Raw genomic sequence first — 21,148 nt, forward strand, 5'->3', positions numbered from 1 at the left:
GTAGCCTTTACAATGGACGTCTATAGCCATATAATAAGCGGGATGCAAGAGGATGCTATGGCGCTGTTGGACGAAGTGCTGCCCGCGGGGGTAAATAGAAAATCCGTCGCCAATTTGTCGCCAACTTATTGAGATTTAGCTTTAACTGCCAGCGTAGCTCAGTGGTAGAGCAGCGGTTTCGTAAACCGCTGGCCGTCGGTTCGAATCCGACCGCTGGCTCCATCAGAAACCAGATGGAATAAGTAAGCGCTGCTAAGCAACTCCGTCATCAACATCCACCCAGAGATAGAGGCTCTCGTAGACCCCGTCCTGGCCCTGCCGGTACAACAGGAACTCTACTTTCTGCCGGTCGCCTATCCGATCCGGAGTAAACGCCACCTCATTCTCCCATTTCTGGTCGGGCTCAAGCTGCACCCTCTCTATCCCGCCGGAAATCACGCCGTCTGCCCTTATTTCTAGGCGGTAGCTTAGCGCCGCTTGCTCCCGGTTGACAATCCCCACAATCACCCGGGCCTCCTCTCCTACCGCCAGCTCCCCGGGATAATCGGCAGCCTTGCCCTCCGGCCCCAAGAGGTAAAACTCGGTATATCTCTCCGGATTCGGCGGATGGGCGATGGTATAACCCAGCATACCTACCGCCCCTGCCAAAGCAGCTATCAAGACAGCGGTTAATACCTTATCACGAATACTCGAACCCTTAATCATACCGGAGCAATGACTTACTTTCCCTTACTCAGGCTCATACCGGCACCTTTCTGATACCTGAAACCTTTATACACCCGCATAATTGCACTGTCAACCCGGCTATCACATGGGGCATTCCGACCTAAACGTTTATTTAGAACTATTGAATCGGCAAGTAAAGGCAACTATAATCAGGATAAGTAGTGTCAGGTATTATCACAACCGGGAGCGTGACATGGGGGCTATCCAGCGAGTTCACCAGAAGATTATTGCCGGTATCCCGGCCTACAACCAGGAGAACAAAATAGGCGAGGTAATTCGTAAAGCCTCAAAGTATGTCGACGCAGTTATCGTTGCCGACGACGGCTCGGCGGACGATACCGCCCGGGTTGCCGAAGCCGCCGGGGCTACAGTGATAAGAAGTGACTCAAATCACGGTGCAGGGCAGGCAACTCGAACCTGCTTTACGACAGCTAAAGACAGAAATGCCGACCTACTGGTTACGCTCGATAGCGACGGGCAGCATAATGCGGAAGAGATTCCCTTGGTGACAGCGCCTGTTATTGAAGGGAAAGCCGACCTTGTTATCGGATCAAGGTTCCTTAATGATAACTACAATATTCCCCGCTACCGCAGATTTGGCATTAGTATCATAACATCACTGTTTAATATTGGTTCAAAAATAAAGGTGAGCGACTCCCAGAGCTGCTTCCGCTGCTACGGCAGAAAAGCTCTAAGCTGCCTTAATATTTCCGAAAGAGGGTTCGCCTTCAGCATCGAGCTACTGGTACAGGCGCGCCGGGAAGGGCTGGCGATTGCGGAAGTGCCTATCTCATGCGTTTATGATTCCGCCAGTCATAGCCGCAACCCGGTCGTGCACGGCGTAGAGGTGGCCATTGCCGTGGTCAGGCTGAGGCTGAAGCGCAAGAAAAGGTATTATTGATGCCCGTCGGGTAGCTACTCTGCAAATGAATGGTTTCCCGTCGCATATCACATGGGAAATCTGAGAGCTGGATTATGAATATTCTTTTTGTACACGAGGTCGACTGGCTTAAGAAGGTGGTGCTTGAGTTCCACAACCTCTCCGAGGCCCTATCGCTTCTCAACCATCACGTCTATGCCATCGATTATGAGAGTATGTGGCAAAGAAACGGCCACTTGGGCCTGGACAGTCTCAAAACAAAGGAGATTGATGGGGTCTCCCGGGCAATTCCGGGAGCATCCGTTACCCTGAGACGCCCCGGTTTCATCCGGATCCCCGGCCTGAGCCGTCTATCGGCCGGCATCACCCACTACCGGGAAATCCAGCGGACAATAAAGGAAAATGGTATCGATGTTATCGTGCTCTACTCCGTACCTACCAACGGATTACAGACGATACGCCTGGCCAGGAAATCCGGCATCCCCGTCGTCTTCCGGTCGATAGATATCCTGCACCGTTTGGTACCCAACGCCGCACTGCGGCCACTGACCATAACCCTGGAGAGGAAGGTCTATTCACAAGCCGATCTGGTCCTCCCCAATACTCCCCGATATTTACAGTACGTTCTGGGCATGGGAGCTGTCGAGTCAAGGGTTGAGCTGATTCTCATGCCAATTGATACCGGCATTTTCCACCCCTCTGTTGACTGCTCCGCAATACGCCGGCAGTGGGGGTTCAGTGAGAAAGACCGGATAATCCTGTTCATCGGGACCCTGTTTCGCTTCAGCGGGCTCGATGGCTTTATCCGCAGCTTTCCCCGGGTTATCGAAAACTCGCCGGATGCCAGACTAATGATTGTCGGCGACGGTCCGCAACGACCCGAGCTCGAGAAAATAATCACTGAACTCGGCCTGGAGAGACGGATTACCATCACCGGGTTTCAACCCTACCCGACCATGCCTCAGTTTATCAGCCTGGCCGACGTATGCATCAACACTTTTCTTAATACTGATGCCACCAGGGATATCTTCCCGGGCAAGATTGTCCAGTATATTGCCTGCGGCAGACCGACAGTGGCTACGCCCCTGCCGGGAATAACGACGCTGCTTCCCGGTGAATCTCACGGGGTTATTTATGCCGATAGCAGCGACGATATGGCTGGAGAAGTGGTTGGCCTGCTGAGGTCGCCTGAGCGCAGGCAGCAGATGGGACAGGCCGGGGTCCATTATGTAAAGCAGGCACACGAGCAGCAGAAGATAGCCCGCCAGTTGGAAGCGGAGCTGGAAGAAGCTATTGAAAGGAAACGCGCGGCAACCACTACTCAAAAGGTGCGCCATGAAAATACGGGGTGAAGTGTTAATATCGAGATTATATAAATATATGACGTGTAGTCTAGCACCATTCCATAAATATTCAGGAAAGAGGTAAAAATGGCAAAAATTCTTGTAACCGGGAGTAAAGGTTCTCTGGGAAAACCACTGGTGAAGGAACTTAAAAGACGCGGCCACGAAGTCTGGCAGGTTGATTTGCAGCACCACCTGGATGATAATTACTTAAGGGCCGACATAAGTTCTTACCGGCAGATGGAACGCGTCTTCCAGCAACGCTACGATTACGTATACCATCTGGCTGCGGAGTTTGGACGGATCAACGGCGAAGAGTACTATGATACTCTGTGGCAGACCAATGTCATCGGCACCAGGAATATCCTGGAGTTGCAAAAGCAAAAGGGATTCCGGCTGATTTTCGCCTCTTCCTCGGAAATCTACGGAGAAGTGGATGCAGACATTCTCTCCGAGGAATTGCCGCTGTATCAATCTATCATTCAACTTAACGACTATGCCATCAGCAAGTGGGTGAACGAGCTGCAATGTATGAATTTCGAGAAGCGTTTCGGTTCGGAAATCGTACGGTGCCGCTTTTTTAACGCCTATGGCCCCGGTGAACATTATAACAATTATCGCAGTGTTGTCTGCCTGTTCTGTTACCGCGCTTTGCATGATCTGCCCTACCAGGTTTACCAGAACTATAACCGGGTATTTATGTATATTGATGATTTTATCCCCACGCTGGCTAATGTGGCGGACAGATTTACCCCCGGCGAACTCTATAATATCGGGGGCCACGAATACAGAGGAGTAGAAGACCTAAGCAAGGTAATCCTCGACTATCTCGGACTGGATGATTCCAGGGTGGTCTATTTACCCCAGGATGTCCACAACGTCAAGAATAAGAGGCCCGACATCACCAGGGCACGCCAATTTCTTGGTCACGATCCCAGGATAACCTTAGAGGAGGGTATTCCCAGGACTATTGAGTGGATGCGCAAGGTTTATGCCGATGCAGTTAAGCATTAACTCTGAGTACGGGTGGTAGCTTATGATGACAGAGTCAACGGAGATAGGTTAATGCTGGTAGTCTATGTTGCTGGAGCCAGGCCAAACTTTATGAAGATCAGCCCGCTGATGCAGGCTATGAAGGACCAGGGGGATTTTGAATCCGTTCTGGTACATACCGGACAGCATTATGACCATAACATGTCCAAGATCTTCTTCCAGGATCTGGCTATTCCTGCACCGGACTTTCACCTTGGCGTCGGCTCCGGTTCGCAGGCATGGCAAACAGCGGAAATAATGGTGCGCTTCGAAAAGGTGCTGGCCGAAATAAATCCGAATTTGATTTTGGTGGTCGGTGATGTAAATTCTACCCTCGCCTGCAGCTTGGTAGCTGCCAAACTGGGCATTCCTATCGCCCATGTTGAAGCCGGCCTCCGTAGTTTTGACCGTTCTATGCCGGAAGAAATCAATCGTCTGGTTACCGATCAACTTTCGGACTATCTCTTTACCACCTGCGTGGAGGCTAATGACAATCTTGAGCGGGAAGGCATTAGCAAGGAGAAAATCTTCTTCGTTGGCAATGTGATGGCGGACAGCCTACTGGCGAATCTAGCGGCAGCTAAACAGTCGGATATACTTAGCCGCCTCGGTATTGAGAGCAGTAAATATATCGCCATAACCTTGCACCGTCCCGGCAACGTGGAAAACCGGGAAAGGCTGGGCAATATTTTTCACGCTCTTAATACGATACAGCAGAAGCTGCCTGTCATATTCCCGGCTCACCCGCGTACACGCAAGCAAATAACGGGATTCGGCTTTAGCGAGCAAGCCAAAGAGATGGTTAACCTGCATCTGATTGAACCGCTCGGTTATCTTGACTTTCTGTCTCTTATGAGCCAGAGCAGGCTGGTACTTACCGACTCAGGCGGCATTCAAGAAGAAACCACCGTACTTGGCATACCTTGCCTGACCCTGCGGGACAACACGGAACGCCCGGCAACTATTACCGAGGGAACCAACACAATTGTCGGCAGCGACCCGGACCGCATTGTAGGTGAAGCGATGAAGATTCTGGAGGGGTACGTAAAAGCAGGTCAGATACCAAAGCTGTGGGACGGGCGAGCCTCAGAGCGGATTGTCGCTATTCTGGAAGAGGAAGGGCGGCGGAAGATGATCAGCAAAGGCGATATAAAAGCAAAAGATACAGGAGCCCTACTATAATGAAAATCCTGCAGGTATTTGATTTCTTTTCTCCGCATGGCGGCGGTACAGTTGATGTCGTGTACAAGCTATCCCGTGCCCTGACGAAGAGAGGACATGAAGTTACGATATATACCAGCGATTATAAATTAGACCGGGAGTATATTAACTCCCTTCCCGAAGTAAATGTACGTCTTTTTCACTGTATCTCAAGCCTAGCCTGCTTTTACCTGACGCCGGGGATGGTGATGGAAACAAAAAGACGTCTTAGAGAATTCGATATCATACATTTGCATTCCGCCCGAAGCTTCCAGAATATAGTGATACACCATTACGCTAAAAAGTATGGCATCCCCTACGTGCTGGACACCCACGGCTCTCTCCCCCGCGCCGTTGCCGGCGAGGGGAAATTGAAGCCCATGCTCAAACGGCAGTTTGATATTGCCTTTGGCAACCGGATATTAAGGGACGCCCACAGGCTCATTGCAGAGACTGAAGTAGGAGTTAAAGAGTATATCCAATTTGGAGCAAGTGAGGATAACGTAGCCTTAATACCCCCACCCTTCGATACGGAGTGGTTCTCTAAACTACCGCCATCCGGTCTGTTCAGAAAGAAATATGGCATCACGGAAAAGAAAATTGTCATGTTCCTGGGCAGGATAAACCGGATAAAGGGGCTTAGCTTCCTGCTCGAATCTTTTAACGAGTTAAGTAAATTGAGGGATGATGCCATTCTGGTAATAGTAGGAAATGACGATGGCTATCAATCCACTTTAAAAAGCGAGATAGCAGAACTAAATCTATCCGATAAGGTCTTGTTCACCGGATTTCTGAGCGGTCAGGATAAACTATCGGCACTGACAGATGCCGACGTGTTTGTTCAGACCTCCATTTATGAATATGGCACTAGAGTTACTTTTGAGGCATTATTGTGTGACACTCCCATCATAGTCACTAAAAATACGAGTGCTAGCGAGAATGTGAAGAAAATTAACGCCGGGTACTTAGTAGAATACGGTAATAAAAAGGAGTTACAGGAGGCTCTACAGCATGTATTGGACAATCCATCTGAGGCTAGATATCAAACGCGAGGGGCAAAGGAATATATAAAAGCAAATTTGTCCTTAGAGAAAGGGATTGAGAAATACGAGCATCTCTACACCAACTGCATTGCTGCTAATAATAAGACAAAATAAAAATGAACAAGCTCGGTACATATAACATTGGTAGCGGGTAAGAAGCAAGTGTCAGAGAACTGGCAGCTAAAATAATTAGTGTTACTGGTTCCCTATCTAAACTAGTCCTGAATGGAAAGGGTATAGGACGCCTTTTCAGATTATTCTTAGCTATAACGAGAGCAAGGGAAGTACTCGGTTATTCCCCCGTACACTTGAAGAAGACCTATCAAAAATCATGAACAATTGAATACGGAGGCGTTAATTTTATGAAGATATTGATAACCGGGGGAGCTGGATTCATCGGCAGTCATCTGTGTGAGAAGTACACTAAGGAAGACCATACCATTATCTGCCTGGATAACTTTATGAGTGGCGACTTGATGAATATCAGGCATCTATTAAACAACCGAAACTTCAAACTAGTAGAAGGTGATATCAGAGACTTTGCCCTGCTGGAAAAGGTAATGCGTGATGTCGATGTGGTATTTCATTTGGCGGCACAGGTACATGTCGACAGGTCATATATCGAACCCGTCCTCACCTATGAAGTAAATGTAAGGGGAACACAGAATATTCTGGAAGCAGCCAGACTCTGCGATGTTAAGAAGATAGTCTTTGCCTCCACCAGTGAGGTATATGGCTCGGCCCAGTACTCACCTATCGATGAAAAGCACCCCTTGAATGCTCCCCATCCCTACGGTGCCAGTAAGATTGCCGCCGACAGGATGTGCTTTGCCTATATTCAGACCTACGGAATGAACATCTCCGTCGTCAGACTGTTCAACATCTTCGGCCAACGTCAAAGAGACGTCGGATATGGCGGCGTCATATCCATCTTTACCAGAAGAATCCTGAAGAATATGCCTCCCATTATCTATGGCGACGGTCTGCAAACAAGAGACTATACCTACGTAGATGATGCGGTCAGAGCCTATGACTCAGTCCTGAAGTATAGTGACCCGATAGCCGAGCCGATAAATTTCGGCAGCGGTCGGGAGGAATCTATAATCGCTCTAGCCGATATGCTCATCGACCTGGCCGGCAAAAAGGGAGAAATAAGACCGATCCATGTCGAGCCCAGAATCGGAGAGGTCAAGCGCCTTATCGCCAACTCGACAAGGGCAAAGGACCTGATGGGGTGGCAACCGCAGTACAAACTGGAAGAAGGACTGAAAAAATTCGTCCAGTGGTACAAAGACTACGGATTGGAGAGAGGATTGGCATCGGATGAAATCAACACACCGCTCCGTCAATGACAAGGCAATTTCAGATATTCCGCCAGCGACTCTGTGGTCGCTATACGCAACAATGCTCAAAATACGCTGTATCGAGGAGAGAGTGGCAGAGTTGCTCTGCCCCACCCCGGAGATAGTATGCCCGGTACACCTCTACATCGGCCAGGAAGCCGTAGCGCCTGGCTTATACCAGGGTGGCAACTGACTACGCGATTATATAGCTCTATTGAAGCAGTTTGTCTCAGCGGAACGGATACAGGTTACCAGGATAACTGATAGTGCATGGCCGGTAAAACCATGGAACCAATGGAGTGCCGTTATTGAGGTTACCCTTTAATGAGTGAAATGAAAAAGGTTCTGATCATAACCTATCTACCCTACGCCACCCCTCGCATAACGGGTCTAGCTAAATACCTTCCTGACTTTGACTGGGATCCTCTTATCATGACTCCTCATTGTTTTAGAAGAACGGACCTGGAATTGAGGCTTATAGAAACACCTTACCGGGATGCATTTAGCTTATTGAGAAGAATACTTGGCCTGAAACCAGGTGAGGATGACTTAAGGAGACAAGTAAAGGCACGGTTTGGCGTTAATTCCAAGAAATCATTGCTGGATTATATCTTGACTGCCGGCGGAGCGATATTAAACTATCCGGATGCCGAAAGAGGGTGGAAATCTTTTGCTATCAGTGAAGGTAGCAAGATAATAGAGAACGAAGGCATAAACGCTATAATAAGCAGTTCCTCGCCGGTGACCAGCCATCTTATCGCTAAGGAGCTAAAAACTAGATATAAAATACCCTGGGTCGCTGACCTCCGTGATCTTTGGTCACAGAACCATAATTATTACTACGGACCTTTAAGAAGACTTATAGATAGGAGGTTGGAACTCAAGACCTTAGCTAAGGCAGATGCTATAGTAACCGTCTCACAACCATGGGCAGAAAAGCTAAGCACCCTCCATAAGGGGAAAACAGTTTATGCCATTACCAGTGGCTTTGACCCAGCAGAAATCAATATCCCACCTGCGAGTTTAACACCTAAGTTCACGATAACTCACACGGGTAGCATCTACCCGGGAAAGCAGAACTTCTCCAAGTTTTTTACCGCTCTACGAGACCTAATCTCTGATGGGACAATAGACCGAAATAATTTTGAGGTCAGACTCTACGGACCAGAGCAAGCATGGTTGACTTTAGAGATAAGAGAATACAGACTAGGAGACATCGTAAGACAATACGGGATGATGTCGAGAAAGACCGCTATAGCGAAACAGAGGGAGTCTCATTTGTTATTACATTTGAGTTGGGAAGGTTGTGAGCAGGCAGGGTATTCGTATAAACTCTTTGAATACCTCGCAGCACGAAGACCTATAATTTCTATCGGGTTGGGTAACGATATGACCGAAGAGTTGCTTAACGAAACCAAAGCTGGCGTGCATTTTAGCACTTTAGACGATATTAAGTGTGAGTTAACTAAGTTATATCAAGAGTACAGTCTAAGTGGGGAGATTTCCTATGGAGGGAATGAATCAATAATTTGTAGATATGACCACCGAGTAACAGCGATGAAATTTGTCGAAACTCTCAATAGGGTAGCATGATCCTTCTTAACTATGGTGTCAAAAGAGATGAGAAAACAGTTTATATATAACAATATTCGATGCGGCGATTTCCACGTGCATACGAGTTATACGGATGGACAAAGTAACGTAGCCGAATACTGCGAAAGGGCTCGGCAGAATGGATTAAAAGTGATCGCTTTTACAGAACATGTCAGAAAGATCATCACGTACAACTATCAGGAATTGTTGTCCGACATAAGAAAAGCACGAAATAAATTCGGGGACATTAAGATATTATCCGGTTGTGAGGCAAAAGTCTTAAACATATATGGTGAACTAGATGCACCAGGTGAAGTCTTAGAGCAATGTGACGTTGTTGTAGGAGTCTTTCATGGTTTTGAATGTAGTAACAGAAAGGAATATTTATCAGCATTAGTGGCAATGCTACAAAATCGCTTCGTGAGTATATGGGGACACCCGACACTATTCTTAAGCAGAAAATCGATTGAATTAGAAGAAAGAGAAATTAAGAATATAGTTGATGTTTGCATAAAAGAAGGTGTTTTTATTGAGAGAAATATTAAGTATGGCCTTCCCGATGCAAGGTTCATAGAGTTGGCAGTCAAAAGCGGCGCTAAGTTTATTGTCAGCAGTGATGCGCATGACGTAGACGAGCTATTGACTACAGATAGATTAGTTGAGGAATGGAATTGGATAGACAGAATGTGCTAATCCCCGGTGCTGGTGGTGCAGCTGGTCTAGGAGCAATAAAATCACTACGACTTTGTGGTTTTGAAGGTAGGATAGTAGCGACAGACGCAAATGCTCTTTCTTCTGGTTTATATTTGGCAGACTGTAGCTATGTTGTGCCATTTGCTGATAACTACTCCTTTATTACAGAAGCAACCAAGATCATTGAAAATGAACGAATAGATACAATTATGCCAACTTCTGGCTCCGATCTTATACCTTACTCGAAAAACAAAAAGTCTATTGAGGAAAAAGGTATCATCGTTGCTATGAGCGATTACCAAGTAATTGAAAGTTGTTTGGATAAATTAAGGTTTTATCACCAGCTGAAGAACAAATTCAATTTACCTTATACAACTACCGATCAATCCGAGATTAATGCTTTCCCCTGTATAGTCAAACCTATTTGGGGAAAGGGGAGCAAGAATGTATTTACATGTCATTCCAAAGCGAATTTAGAGAACATTCTATTGAAAAATCATGATATGGTAATTCAAGAATATCTCCCAGGCAAAGAATACAGCATTGACGTATTATCTGACCTAGAAGGTAAACCTCTATTAGCAATACCAAGGGAGCGAATTGAGGTAAAAGCAGGCATAAGTTTTAAGAGTAGAATAGTCTTGGATAATGTAATAGCGAAAGAATGCTTACGAATAGCGGAGTGCTTATCAATAAAAGGACCATCGTGTGTCCAAATGAGATGTGATAAGAAGGGGAAACCTAGAGTTGTGGAGGTTAATCCTCGAATTGGTGGCGGTACAATATTGACTACATACGCAGGGGTAAACTTTCCTGAACTCGTTCTGGCAATGGCCAGTGCCAGTAGTTACAAAATACCAAAGCTAAAAGAACTTAAGGAGATAACAATGTTAAGGTATTATGAGGAGGTAATTCTGGACGCGAAAGGTAGAGTGATGAAGTTATGAAAATTTTAGCCTTTGGCGCGCATCCTGATGACGTAGAAGTTGGCATGGGAGGAACTATAGCTAAATATGCAAAAGCTGGGCATGAAGTGTTTATTGTAGTAACTTCCATACCCAATCGAAAGGAGGTAAGACGGAGGGAGGCTATGAAGTCAGCAAGAATATTGGGTGCTGAGCTAATAGTCTTAGATATCGAACCTGAGAAGCTAATATTCGATCGTGAACTCGTGCGTAGGTTTGATGAGGTACTCATGGAGTATTTGCCTGATATCACTTACACTCATTGGAACCACGACTCCCATCAAGACCACGTAGCAGTTGCAAATGCTGCAATTGCGGCGACCAGGGGAAATAATTGCTCCCTGTATATGTATGAGCAGACTATTCCGGGTGGTATTGTCCCCTACGGCTTCATGTTACAATCCTTTGTAGACATCTCAGAAGTAATTGACCTTAAGATAGACAGTATTAGTGAGCACAAATCACAGGTCAAGTTAAACGGGGAATGGTGGCTGTACGGGATAAGAGGTAGAGCCATGTATCACGGTTACCAAATCAATGTTAAATTCTCTGAAGCATTTGAGGTAGTAAGGGAGATTAAACAGATATAAATCCCACAAGTCATTCTTTATAGATACTCTTCTGATTTGCATGGATTTCTAAGGAGATGATAATGACTGGGAGAAGTATTACCACCTCACCGGATAAATGGTTCGGCCCGATAGCAGCGGTGGTTGCCATCACCAGCATATCGGTAGTCCTGGACATTCCCGTCTTAAAACAGCTCTCCGGTTTTATCTTTCTAACTTTCGTTCCAGGCTTTCTTTTCCTCTCTATACTCAAGCTGAACAGGCTCGGAATAGCTGAGAAACTGGCTCTCTCGGTAGGTTTAAGCATCGCCTTCACCATGCTCTTCGGCTGGGCATTTAACAGCTCAGCGTTTGCCCTTGGCGACACCAAGCCTCTTGGAACCAACACCTTATTGATATCATTCAGCACCGCCATTATTATTATGGCCGTCATTGCTTATGCGATAAACGGGGAATCAACTTTCGCCAACCTTGTTCCCAGACTGACCGTAAGAGAGAAGCTGTTCCTGATTGTACCATCGGTATTCCCCCTGCTCAGCATATTCGGTATGTACACTATGGAGGCAACCTCAAGTAATTTATTCTTAATCCTCCTGCTCTTCCTGATCCTAGCCTATATCGTCTTTTTATCTTTTTACCACCGGCAGGCATCGGAAAGGATAGTCCCCATCGCCATATTACTGATCAGTATCTCGCTGGTGCTTATGCTGGCGCTGCGGTCAAGCCATATCCTCGGTTCCGACATTCACGAACTGTATTACCTCTTTCAAACCACTCTACAGGAAGGGCACTGGAGAATAGTCGGTTACGGAACGCTGGATGCCTGTTTGAGCGCCTCTATCCTGCCCGCAATTTATCAGTCATTTCTGAACATCAACCCGGAGTACCTGTTCAAACTCATCACCCCCCTTCTTTTCTCCGTTTCTCCGCTGGTGATATATATTACCGCACGGAAATACATCGGCAGTATTTACGCTCTGGTAGGCTCTTCACTATTTATGGCACAAACTGCCTTCTTATGGACAACAGGAGCCAACACCACCAACCTTGCCATTCTCTTCTTCGCCATCGTGGTTATGGTTATGTTCCACCGGGATATCGGCGAGCTTAACAAGAGGATCCTATTTATCGTTTTTGCAGTCGCTACCATTGTGTCACACTACGGAACAGCGTATATCTTCTTCTTTGTCCTACTGCTTACCTGGTTGGGAATAAAAATAGTACCCATAGTACTTAAGAGAAAGACCAGCACCTCGCCCGAAAACAACATCATCATAGAAGACCACTCATCAACTCCACCAGGGGTGAGTAACATCTCGAACAACAGCATCGCGACATCTCCTTCACCGGACCTCGGCGCTTCTCACTCTTATCTACGAAAGGGCGTAACAGCAGCTACGGTAACACTATTCTTCGTTATGCTCTTTTTTTGGTACAGCCAGGCAACTCAGGGGGCCTTTACTGCCGGCGTGACATTTATTGAAACGACCTTCGCCAATCTACACAACTGGTTTCTGCTCGAGTCCAGAGGTTCTACCATTACCACCGCCGTGGGGGAGGAAATAGCCTCTATTCCGCAGAAGATACGGCTGCTTTTCTCCTGGCTTACCCTAGCCCTCATCGCAACAGGCGTATTGAGCACCATAGTAAGATACAGGAGGACTATTGCCACCCGCCGGCCTGTAGAGAACAAGCCTGATTATTTACGTTCCCGGTTCGAGATGGAATACATCATCTTAACCCTAGCATGCAGCCTGATACTGGTAATTACCGTTATCGTCCCCTATGTATCACAGGGTTATTCCATGGAGAGGACATATTTCCAGGCACTGGCTGTCCTGTCTCCTTTCTTCGTCATCGGGGGCATTACGATAGCCAGGTGGCTTAGAGCAAGAGCCTACGCGATTGCCCTCCTCGTGCTAGTACCTTTCTTTATGTGCACTACCGGTACGATGTACCAGGTGTTTGACCAACCAGTCTCAATGGTCCTCAACTCGGCAGGCAGTGAATATCAGCTCTGGTACGTGCACAACCAGGACTCTCACGCCGCCCAATGGCTAGGCCAGCATACCAAAGGGCAGGAGCGCATATACTCCGGATCATGGCCGGGACCGCGTGTGCTGGAAAGTCAGGGCATGATAGAAAGGAATCGCACATTCATAGACCGGGAGATTCCACTCGCGGATTGGGATCCCGCCAGTATACACGGAAATATTTACCTTAGATACACTGACATTACTCTCAATAGCGTTGTAGAAGAACACCCGGAAATATTTGTTGACAAGAGCAAAATCTATACTACCAATGGCTCAGTGGTATACAGGTAAGGAATACTCCAGATAGAATCTAAGAGCAACTGTCCTGGTTCTCAGGGGAAGGTCAAATCTAGCTGTATACTTACAGTTCTCAATGATTCTTGAACGGTTTATACTTACCAAAGCTATAGAGTTTAGGAAAGATGACTTTACGCAGCTCTTCGATGGCAAATAGCCCTCCGGCAGCCAGTACCACGATGCCCCATTCGGTCAGCGTTAGCGGAACGGTACCGAAAGCCGCCTGCATGAATGGTGCATAAACTACCGCAATCTGCAATAGCACCGCCAGACCGATAGACAATACCAGGGCACGGTTACGGAAGATACCCAGCCTGAATACCGTATGCTCATCGGAGCGGGCACTGAAAGCCGTAAACCACTCACAAGCCACGATGGTACAGAAAGCCAGCGTCCGGGCTTCATCGATACTCATTCTGGCTTCAGCCCAGCGGAAGATCAGGAAAGTCCCCAGTCCGATCAGCACTGCCATCACCATCGTCCTTACGAATAGTCCGGAATACATAAGACCCACTCCGGGATGGCGGGGCGGTTGTTTCAGCTCATCACCGAATTTCGGTTCCATGCCGAGAGGAATATCTCCGGCCGTATCTGTGACCAGGTTAATCCAGAGAATCTGCACCGCCAGCAAAGGCGACTGGCCGATGAATACTAGGGTCAGTATCAGGGTAACCAGCTCACCCAAATTGGTGTTCAAGGTATAGAAAAGAACGTTCCTCAGCCGGTTGAAAATAGCCCTGCCTTCATCAACCGCCGATACTACGGAAGCGAAGTTATCGTCCGCCAGGACCATATCGCTGGCCTCCTTGGAGACATCCGTTCCGGCGATACCCATAGCAACCCCGATATCAGCCGCTTTTAGTGCCGGAGCATCATTGACACCATCACCGGTCATCGCCACGATTTCTCCATTGGCCTTGAGAGCGTTCACGATCCTCATCTTATGCAGCGGCTCGATTCGTGCAAAAACCGAAATATCTTTGATCTCATTGGCCAGATCCTCATCGCTCATCTTCTGCAGTTCAGCACCCGTTACCGCTCTTCCCGAAGGGAGCCCAATCTGGCCCGCCACCGATTCCGCGGTTATCTTATTATCGCCGGTTATCATCTTTACCTTAATGCCGGCCTGTTTGCATAAAGCGACCGCTTCTTTAGCCTCCTGCCGGGGCGGATCCGACATACCAGCCAAGCCGATCAAGGTAAGGTTATCCTGCACCTCATCCTCCGTCAATTTGTCCGACTTCTCGGGGAAATCACGGTAGGCCAGGGCAATCACCCTGAGGGCATCCTTACCCATATTCATAGCAGCTTCAGACACTGCCGCGTAATCGGACTCCGTAATATCTACCACCCGGCCGTTTTTGAGAATATGTCTACTGTAGGAGAGGATTTTCTCCACCGAACCTTTTATGAAAGCCGCTTTATGTCCCGCTTCGGAATGCAGCGTGGCCATATAATGCAGGGTAACCATGTATTGTTTTTCACTGGCAAAAGGAAGCTCGTCTTGCCGCGGATAGGCCTTCTCCAAATCGGTTTTGTTCAGGTCAGCTTTGGCAGCCGCTACCACCAGAGCTCCTTCGGTAGGGTCGCCAAATATCCCGTATTTCTCGACGCTCTTAGTAAGGGACGCATCGTTACAGAGAGCACCTGCCCGCAGCAGCAGCATAAGCTGGTCATCTTCCGCCGGGTCGATCTTTTCTCCATCCCGCCTGAATTCACCCTTCGGATCATAACCCTCACCGGTAAGTTCGATAAACCTGCCATCAGCATAAATCCTGCGGACAGTCATCTGATTCAATGTCAATGTGCCGGTCTTGTCCGAACAAATCACCGTGGCGGAGCCCAGGGTCTCTACGGCCACCAGTTTGCGGATAATAGCGTTACGGCGTGCCATCGATCGCATACCTATCGCCAGAACTACGGTCACCACGGCCGGCAAACCCTCGGGAATGGAGGCGACGGCTGCCGAGATTGCCAGCATAAAAAGCTCGAACAACCCCAGACCCTGGCGTAAACCGACTACTACCAACAGTGCACTAACCCCCAGGAAGACGAACACCAGATATCGGCTGAGCTTTTTGATGTTTCTCTGCAGCGGCGTCTCTTCCTGTTTGACTTCAGCCAGTCCGGTAGCTATCTTACCGATCTCGGTTGCCATACCGGTAAGTACCGCGACACCCATTGCCCTGCCGCTGGTAACAATCGTGCTCATGAAAAGCATGTTGGTCCTTTCGGCAATAATAGCATCTTCCGGTACGGGGGCAAGCTGTTTCTCCACCGGGATGGACTCTCCGGTCAGGGCTGATTCATTGACCTTCAGGTTGGCACTTTCCAGCAGCCTGACATCGGCCGGGACTTTATCCCCCGCTTCGAACAGTACGATATCGCCGGGGGCTATCTGGCGAGCCGGTATGGTCTCGATGTTACCGTTACGCCTCACTTTAGCTTTCGGCGCAGCCATCTCCAGCAGCGCTTCCATCGCTTTCTCAGCCCTGCCTTCCTGTAACGTCCCGATGACGGCATTGAGCACAATGACCCCGAAAATCACTATCGCATCTATGAAATGCTCCTGGCCGGTAAAGAACTGCGCCAGCAGAGAAATAATGCCGGCAGCGAGCAAAACGTAGATCATAGGGCTGCGGAACTGCCGCAGGAAGACCACAATCAGAGGAGTCTGTTTCTTGCCCACCAGTTCATTGGCACCGTACCGGATAACACGTTCTTTGGCTTCATTCTCGGTCAGACCGGAAATCCGGGAGCCGGTCTTCGTTAAGGCTTCTTGGCAGGGAAGATTGTGCCAGTTAGTTCCGGGGTTTTCCGTAGGAATGGGGCTATCCTGATTTTTGCTGGATTTCATGCCTTTAGCTCCAACAGAGTAGCTCCACCGATATAGTCTGTATCTTCAAAATAGCAGATAAGCAGAGCCGGAGAGCTATATTTTTACTATCTCGGCAGTGATCTCATCGCCAACAGTCAGTATTCCGAAAGAGTCCCTGGCACACCCCGGGTTAAATAACAGGCTGCCCCGGATAAACTCCTGATACGCCTGGTGCGAATGGCCGTAAATAATAATATCCACGTCATCGAACATCCCCCTCACTCTGCCGGTTATCCCCCAGGGCGCTCCCGAACCGTGGGTGAGTCCGAATCTCTTGCCGTCAACCAAGAATAGCTCTTTTTGCGGTAATATCCTCCTGAGTTCGCCTGAGTCCATGTTGCCGCAGACAGCTTTTACCGGCGCTATTGACTTAAGCCCATCGAGAAGGGCTTTTCCGGTGAAATCACCGGCATGGATAATCAAATCCACTCCGGCCAGCGCGGCTAGAATCGGAGCCGCCATTTCATTCAACTCCGCAACATGAGTATCCGAAACCACTCCGATCCGCACTGTTACCCCTCCATCCCATTCTCCGCTCCCTGTTCAAAGCCCGGCAAAAGGTGCTTCAGATGAGGGAAGCTGTCTTTCACATTGGGAAACCACATCGCCCGGGTAAAGACCTTGTCGAAGTCCGGCGCTAGAGTCAGTTCCAAATACTCCACCTCCCGCGCTCTCCGGTCAGCCTCCACCCTCTGGTCCACATTGAGCAGGGCTATCCGTGCTCCGTCACCGGCGGCATTGCCTACGGCATAGACCTCCTCCTGGGCACAATCGGGAAACATCCCTATTATCGCCGCCGACTCTTTATCGATACAACTGCCGAAGGCCCCCGCCAGAATAATCTTGTCCAGTTTATCAATACCCAGCCGACGCATCATCAGCCTGGCACCGGCATACATCGCCCCCTTGGCCAGCTGAATATTTCTTACGTCCTGCTGGCAGACCACAATATCCTGACCGATGGAGGTCTCTCCGGCCCAGGCAATGACAAACTCCGGCCCGCCCTCAGCCTTGCGCAGGCGAAGCGTGCCCACATCCGTGTTAAACCGACCGGTACGGTCGATAACGCCCGCGAGAAATAGCTGCGCCACCGCGTCAATGATACCCGAGCCGCAGATGCCGCTGGCCCCTACCTCATCCAAGTCGGTACTCCAGCCCTCCTTACCGATAACCTTAAAACGCACCTCACGGGTCTCCGGGTCTATTTTTACCTTTTCGATAGCTCCCGGCGCAGCACGCATCCCATACCTTATCTCAGCCCCCTCGAAAGCGGGGCCGGTAGCACATGACGCCGAGACAAGCCGGTCCCGGTTGCCCATTATTAGCTCTCCGTTGGTACCGACATCAATTATCAGTACCATGCTATCCTGACGGTAGGGCTCTTCGGCAATGAGCACCCCCACATTATCCGCACCTACGAAACCGGCCTCGACAGGCAGGAAATGAACGTAAGCCCCCGGGGATATTCTAAGCCCCAGTTCACGTGCCTTGATATCCAGTGAACGGTGCAACGCGGGAGGAAACGGCGACTGTCCGAGATACCCGGGATCAATACTCAGGAAGATGTGATGCATACAGGTATTACCGACAACGGCCATATCAACGATAGCGCTCCGCTTGATTCCGGCCCGGGCGGCAGCCTTCCCCGCCAGCTCATTGATCCCGCGGATAATAGCCCGGTTCATCACCTCCAGACCATCTTTACAGGTCATCGCATAGTTGATACGGGCTATCACGTCTTCACCATAGGATACCTGCGGATTCACCATAGATTCGGTAGCGATGACATCTCCGGTGGAAACCCGGCAGAGATAGGCCGCCACGGTGGTGGTACCGATATCCACCGCCAGCCCGTAGCTATTCCCGACAACTCCGGGCTCTACCCCGATGACTTCCCTGCCCATCCAAAGCGATACGGTTATCCTCCAACTACCCTGGCGTACCACCTTTTGCAGGCTGCGGAGAGCCTGATAGTCGATAGTCAGATTAACGAGCTTAAACCTCTTCTTAAGCTCGGCCTGCAGCCGTTCCCAATCGCCCAGGGCATCATCCAGGGTAGCCGGCTTAAGCTCCACGCAGTATTTCCTGACCGCCGGCTTCAGCTCAACCGTTATTTCCCGGGCTGCCTTACGCACAACCTGATTTGCCAGCCGACTCTCTTCGGTAACGGAGATAATAACGTCGCCACGAATACGGGCCTGACAGGCCAGGCGGTAACCATCACGCTGCTGCCTGGATGTTAGCAGCCCCTTTTCCGTCTTGTTGAGAGGAGAGAGGTTCTCCATCCGGGACTCGATGCCGTACCGGGGGGAAATACCCTCTTCTATCCTGACTTTGCATTTGCCACAGGTGCCTTCGTCACCACATAGCCCTTCTATGCCGACGCCCAGTTCCCGTGCCGCCTGCTTGATACTCTTACCGCTACCGATATCACCACGCCGTTCCGAAGGCTGAAAGACGACCTTTACCTGTCCCGAACCCTTTGACATCGCGTATCTTCCTTATCCTGCTTATATCCAAATTCCTCTTTTATCTTCTTCCCATCAGCCAAAGAACAATTCCGCCACCTGATAGACCTTCATATCCATCCATCTGATATGACCGGCTACCTTTGCCAGAGGGACCGCAGTAATACTATTACCCTGAAGAGCTGTCATCTCTCCGTATCTTTTTTCCTCGACAAGCCGGGCCGCCTTGACGCCAAACTGTATCGCCAGGTTCCTGTCGTAGGCCACCGGGGTACCTCCCCTCTGGATATAATCCAGTGAAGAAACCCGGGCCTCCAGACCCGTCCTCCCCTCAATAATTGCCCCGACCACTTCGCCTATTCTCTCTCTCCGCCCTTCCCTACCATCAGAGGCCATCTCAGAGCCGCTGCTTCCGCTTTCTCCCTCCAACTTAACCCCTTCCGCTACGACAACAATACTGAAACTCCTGTTAATCCTGTTTCTCCGCTCCAGCATCCGGCAGAGCTGCTCCAGCCCCTCCTCATTGACAGGAATCTCCGGTATCAGTATGGCATCAGCCCCGTTAGCCATTCCGGCATAGGTGGCAATCCAGCCGGTATTACGTCCCATTACTTCAAGAAGCATTACCCGGTGATGGCTGGCGGCAGTGGAACGCAGCCTGTCCAGAGCATCGGTGGCAATCTGGACAGCGGTCTGGAAACCTATGGTATAATCGGTCTCCATCACGTCATTATCGATGGTCTTCGGTATTCCCACCACGGGGAGGCCCATCTCAAACAGTTTGGTGGCCACAGTTAAGGTCCCCTCCCCACCAAGAACTACCAACGCCTCCAGTCCCAGTTTCTCAAATCCGTCAAAGACAAGTTGAGGGCCATTTTCTACTCTCAACGGGCTGACTCTCGAAGTGCCCAGAATGGTTCCGCCGCGGTCGATAATCCCCGAAGTATTGATACTGTCCAACACCTCGTTATCTCCATTGAAGAAACCCTCCCAGGCATTCCGAATCCCGATCACCTCATATCCCATTTTTATTGCCGTTTTAGCAGTCGCCCTGATGGCGGCATTAAGTCCCGGACAGTCTCCACCCCCGGTCAGGATACCGATTCTTTTTCCCCCTGTCATTTCCTTCTCCCGAAGCATAGATTCTTCCTAAACGAACGACAAATGAAGGCAACCCTGAAATAATACCACGGAAACCGGATAAGGTCCACACTGCCCTTCCTTGTTGATACAGAGGAAAGGCGCTATACTATAATCAACCGGATTAAGGCGGTGGGGCAGTACTCCGGCCGAGTGTATAGAACGAAATCGAGACAGTCTGATTCGGGAAATATTGAGCATGAAAAAGATCAGCGTGATTATTGCCGATGACCACCCGGTATTTCGAGAAGGGTTATTAAGAGTATTTGAAGGCGTAAAGAGCTTACGATGCATCGGTACCGCACAGGACGGCGAGGAAGCGGTCAGGCTGGCGCAAGAGCTCCGACCTGATGTCGCCATCCTTGATATCAACATGCCCAAAATAACAGGAGTCGATGCCGCTAAGCTGATTAAAAATTCCTGCCCTGAAACGGCAGTTTTGATGCTCAGTGCCTATAAATATGACCACTACATCATCTCATCTATCAAAGCGGGAGTAGACGGCTACCTTTTGAAGAATACCCCCCACAACGAGCTGATCAACGCTATCCATATGGTTCACGCCGGGGAGGGTGCGTTTAATAATGAAGCCGCCGGTAAGATACTGCACAAAATAGCCGGCAGCAAAGGCAGTGTGGAAACAGCCTATCCGGTACTGGGCCCCCGGGAGCTGGAGGTACTCGACCTAGCAGCGAAAGGCATGACTAACAAACAGATTTCATATAAACTCAATATCAGTGAAAATACGGTTGGTGCCCACCTGGCCAATATCTTTCGGAAACTTAAGGTTGAATCAAGAACTGAAGCTATTCTGCATGCCATGAAAATGGGCCTGCTTAGCATGGACGAAACCGCTGGCGAGCAAGAAACCTGAATGGACGTTTACAGTACCACAATAAGACAGTCTTTATATCTACCATCACAGTACCGAATTTCTCGTTA

General features: G+C 49.1%; 18 protein-coding genes and 1 tRNA gene. 14 read left to right on the top strand and 5 right to left on the bottom strand.

Features of this window, described 5'->3' with window-relative positions; all coding sequences use genetic code 11:
* The first annotated feature begins 147 nt into the window (after positions 1–147).
* A tRNA-Thr gene (locus tag PHI12_09195) sits at positions 148–222 on the top strand.
* Positions 223–252: 30 nt separating this feature from the next.
* Here PHI12_09195 and PHI12_09200 read toward each other — a convergent pair.
* Positions 253–705, bottom strand: coding sequence for a DUF1616 domain-containing protein (locus PHI12_09200; protein MDD5510975.1), 453 nt, complete (start codon positions 703–705; stop codon positions 253–255).
* Between the two features lie 142 nt (positions 706–847).
* Here PHI12_09200 and PHI12_09205 point away from each other — a divergent pair, with 142 nt between their 5' ends.
* The 12 genes from PHI12_09205 (at position 848) to PHI12_09260 (ending at position 13,714) form a co-directional block, all read left to right on the top strand.
* Positions 848–1,627, top strand: coding sequence for a glycosyltransferase family 2 protein (locus PHI12_09205; protein ID MDD5510976.1), 780 nt, complete (start codon positions 848–850; stop codon positions 1,625–1,627).
* Between the two features lie 74 nt (positions 1,628–1,701).
* Complete coding sequence (locus PHI12_09210; protein ID MDD5510977.1) at positions 1,702–2,958, top strand: glycosyltransferase family 4 protein; 1,257 nt, start codon at positions 1,702–1,704, stop codon at positions 2,956–2,958.
* 78 nt (positions 2,959–3,036) lie between these two features.
* Positions 3,037–3,963 (top strand): NAD(P)-dependent oxidoreductase, encoded by a 927-nt coding sequence (locus PHI12_09215; GenBank protein ID MDD5510978.1) that lies wholly within the window; start codon positions 3,037–3,039, stop codon positions 3,961–3,963.
* A 51-nt stretch (positions 3,964–4,014) separates the two neighbouring features.
* Positions 4,015–5,163: a UDP-N-acetylglucosamine 2-epimerase (non-hydrolyzing) gene (wecB, locus tag PHI12_09220; GenBank protein ID MDD5510979.1), complete on the top strand. Its 1,149-nt coding sequence runs from the start codon at positions 4,015–4,017 to the stop codon at positions 5,161–5,163.
* Positions 5,163–6,338, top strand: a complete 1,176-nt coding sequence (locus PHI12_09225) for a glycosyltransferase (protein ID MDD5510980.1) — start codon at positions 5,163–5,165, stop codon at positions 6,336–6,338. The genes wecB and PHI12_09225 overlap by 1 nt, the downstream gene beginning before the upstream one ends.
* Before the next feature lie 248 nt (positions 6,339–6,586).
* Entirely contained in the window at positions 6,587–7,576 is a 990-nt protein-coding gene (locus PHI12_09230) for a GDP-mannose 4,6-dehydratase (protein ID MDD5510981.1), read from the top strand.
* On the top strand, positions 7,548–7,760 hold the full coding sequence (locus PHI12_09235; GenBank protein ID MDD5510982.1) for a hypothetical protein: 213 nt from the start codon (positions 7,548–7,550) through the stop codon (positions 7,758–7,760). Before PHI12_09230 ends, PHI12_09235 begins: the two co-directional genes overlap by 29 nt.
* Before the next feature lie 131 nt (positions 7,761–7,891).
* Positions 7,892–9,160, top strand: coding sequence for a hypothetical protein (locus PHI12_09240; GenBank protein ID MDD5510983.1), 1,269 nt, complete (start codon positions 7,892–7,894; stop codon positions 9,158–9,160).
* Between the two features lie 27 nt (positions 9,161–9,187).
* The gene (locus PHI12_09245) at positions 9,188–9,853 is read left to right on the top strand and encodes a PHP domain-containing protein (protein MDD5510984.1); all 666 of its coding nucleotides are present in this window, start codon (positions 9,188–9,190) and stop codon (positions 9,851–9,853) included.
* Positions 9,832–10,800, top strand: coding sequence for an ATP-grasp domain-containing protein (locus PHI12_09250; GenBank protein ID MDD5510985.1), 969 nt, complete (start codon positions 9,832–9,834; stop codon positions 10,798–10,800). Before PHI12_09245 ends, PHI12_09250 begins: the two co-directional genes overlap by 22 nt.
* Positions 10,797–11,408, top strand: coding sequence for a PIG-L family deacetylase (locus PHI12_09255; protein MDD5510986.1), 612 nt, complete (start codon positions 10,797–10,799; stop codon positions 11,406–11,408). Before PHI12_09250 ends, PHI12_09255 begins: the two co-directional genes overlap by 4 nt.
* 62 nt (positions 11,409–11,470) lie before the next feature.
* Positions 11,471–13,714: a DUF2206 domain-containing protein gene (locus PHI12_09260; GenBank protein ID MDD5510987.1), complete on the top strand. Its 2,244-nt coding sequence runs from the start codon at positions 11,471–11,473 to the stop codon at positions 13,712–13,714.
* Positions 13,715–13,793: 79 nt separating this feature from the next.
* Here the strand turns inward: PHI12_09260 and PHI12_09265 are convergent, their stop codons facing one another.
* From PHI12_09265 to PHI12_09280, 4 genes are all read right to left on the bottom strand, one after another.
* Positions 13,794–16,577, bottom strand: a complete 2,784-nt coding sequence (locus tag PHI12_09265; protein MDD5510988.1) for an HAD-IC family P-type ATPase — start codon at positions 16,575–16,577, stop codon at positions 13,794–13,796.
* Between the two features lie 75 nt (positions 16,578–16,652).
* Positions 16,653–17,108 (bottom strand): metallophosphoesterase family protein, encoded by a 456-nt coding sequence (locus PHI12_09270; protein MDD5510989.1) that lies wholly within the window; start codon positions 17,106–17,108, stop codon positions 16,653–16,655.
* Positions 17,109–17,110: 2 nt separating this feature from the next.
* Entirely contained in the window at positions 17,111–19,087 is a 1,977-nt protein-coding gene (locus PHI12_09275; GenBank protein MDD5510990.1) for an ASKHA domain-containing protein, read from the bottom strand.
* Positions 19,088–19,141: 54 nt separating this feature from the next.
* The gene (locus tag PHI12_09280; GenBank protein ID MDD5510991.1) at positions 19,142–20,188 is read right to left on the bottom strand and encodes an ATP-dependent 6-phosphofructokinase; all 1,047 of its coding nucleotides are present in this window, start codon (positions 20,186–20,188) and stop codon (positions 19,142–19,144) included.
* Positions 20,189–20,405: 217 nt separating this feature from the next.
* Here PHI12_09280 and PHI12_09285 point away from each other — a divergent pair, with 217 nt between their 5' ends.
* The gene (locus PHI12_09285) at positions 20,406–21,080 is read left to right on the top strand and encodes a response regulator transcription factor (protein ID MDD5510992.1); all 675 of its coding nucleotides are present in this window, start codon (positions 20,406–20,408) and stop codon (positions 21,078–21,080) included.
* Positions 21,081–21,148 lie beyond the last annotated feature (68 nt).

The organism is Dehalococcoidales bacterium (assembly GCA_028716225.1).
Lineage (GTDB): Bacteria > Chloroflexota > Dehalococcoidia > Dehalococcoidales > UBA5760 > UBA5760.

Bases quoted from the DNA above. Each gene is read 5' to 3' on its own strand.
- PHI12_09230 (MDD5510981.1), top strand. From the start codon at position 6,587: ATGAAGATATTGATAACCGGGGGAGCTGGATTCATCGGCAGTCATCTG.
- PHI12_09255 (MDD5510986.1), top strand. From the start codon at position 10,797: ATGAAAATTTTAGCCTTTGGCGCGCATCCTGATGACGTAGAAGTTGGC.
- PHI12_09235 (MDD5510982.1), top strand. From the start codon at position 7,548: ATGAAATCAACACACCGCTCCGTCAATGACAAGGCAATTTCAGATATT.
- PHI12_09280 (MDD5510991.1), bottom strand. From the start codon at position 20,188: ATGACAGGGGGAAAAAGAATCGGTATCCTGACCGGGGGTGGAGACTGT.
- PHI12_09245 (MDD5510984.1), top strand. From the start codon at position 9,188: ATGAGAAAACAGTTTATATATAACAATATTCGATGCGGCGATTTCCAC.
- PHI12_09210 (MDD5510977.1), top strand. From the start codon at position 1,702: ATGAATATTCTTTTTGTACACGAGGTCGACTGGCTTAAGAAGGTGGTG.
- PHI12_09265 (MDD5510988.1), bottom strand. From the start codon at position 16,577: ATGAAATCCAGCAAAAATCAGGATAGCCCCATTCCTACGGAAAACCCC.
- wecB (MDD5510979.1), top strand. From the start codon at position 4,015: ATGCTGGTAGTCTATGTTGCTGGAGCCAGGCCAAACTTTATGAAGATC.
- PHI12_09285 (MDD5510992.1), top strand. From the start codon at position 20,406: ATGAAAAAGATCAGCGTGATTATTGCCGATGACCACCCGGTATTTCGA.
- PHI12_09240 (MDD5510983.1), top strand. From the start codon at position 7,892: ATGAGTGAAATGAAAAAGGTTCTGATCATAACCTATCTACCCTACGCC.
- PHI12_09225 (MDD5510980.1), top strand. From the start codon at position 5,163: ATGAAAATCCTGCAGGTATTTGATTTCTTTTCTCCGCATGGCGGCGGT.
- PHI12_09200 (MDD5510975.1), bottom strand. From the start codon at position 705: ATGATTAAGGGTTCGAGTATTCGTGATAAGGTATTAACCGCTGTCTTG.
- PHI12_09275 (MDD5510990.1), bottom strand. From the start codon at position 19,087: ATGTCAAAGGGTTCGGGACAGGTAAAGGTCGTCTTTCAGCCTTCGGAA.
- PHI12_09215 (MDD5510978.1), top strand. From the start codon at position 3,037: ATGGCAAAAATTCTTGTAACCGGGAGTAAAGGTTCTCTGGGAAAACCA.
- PHI12_09260 (MDD5510987.1), top strand. From the start codon at position 11,471: ATGACTGGGAGAAGTATTACCACCTCACCGGATAAATGGTTCGGCCCG.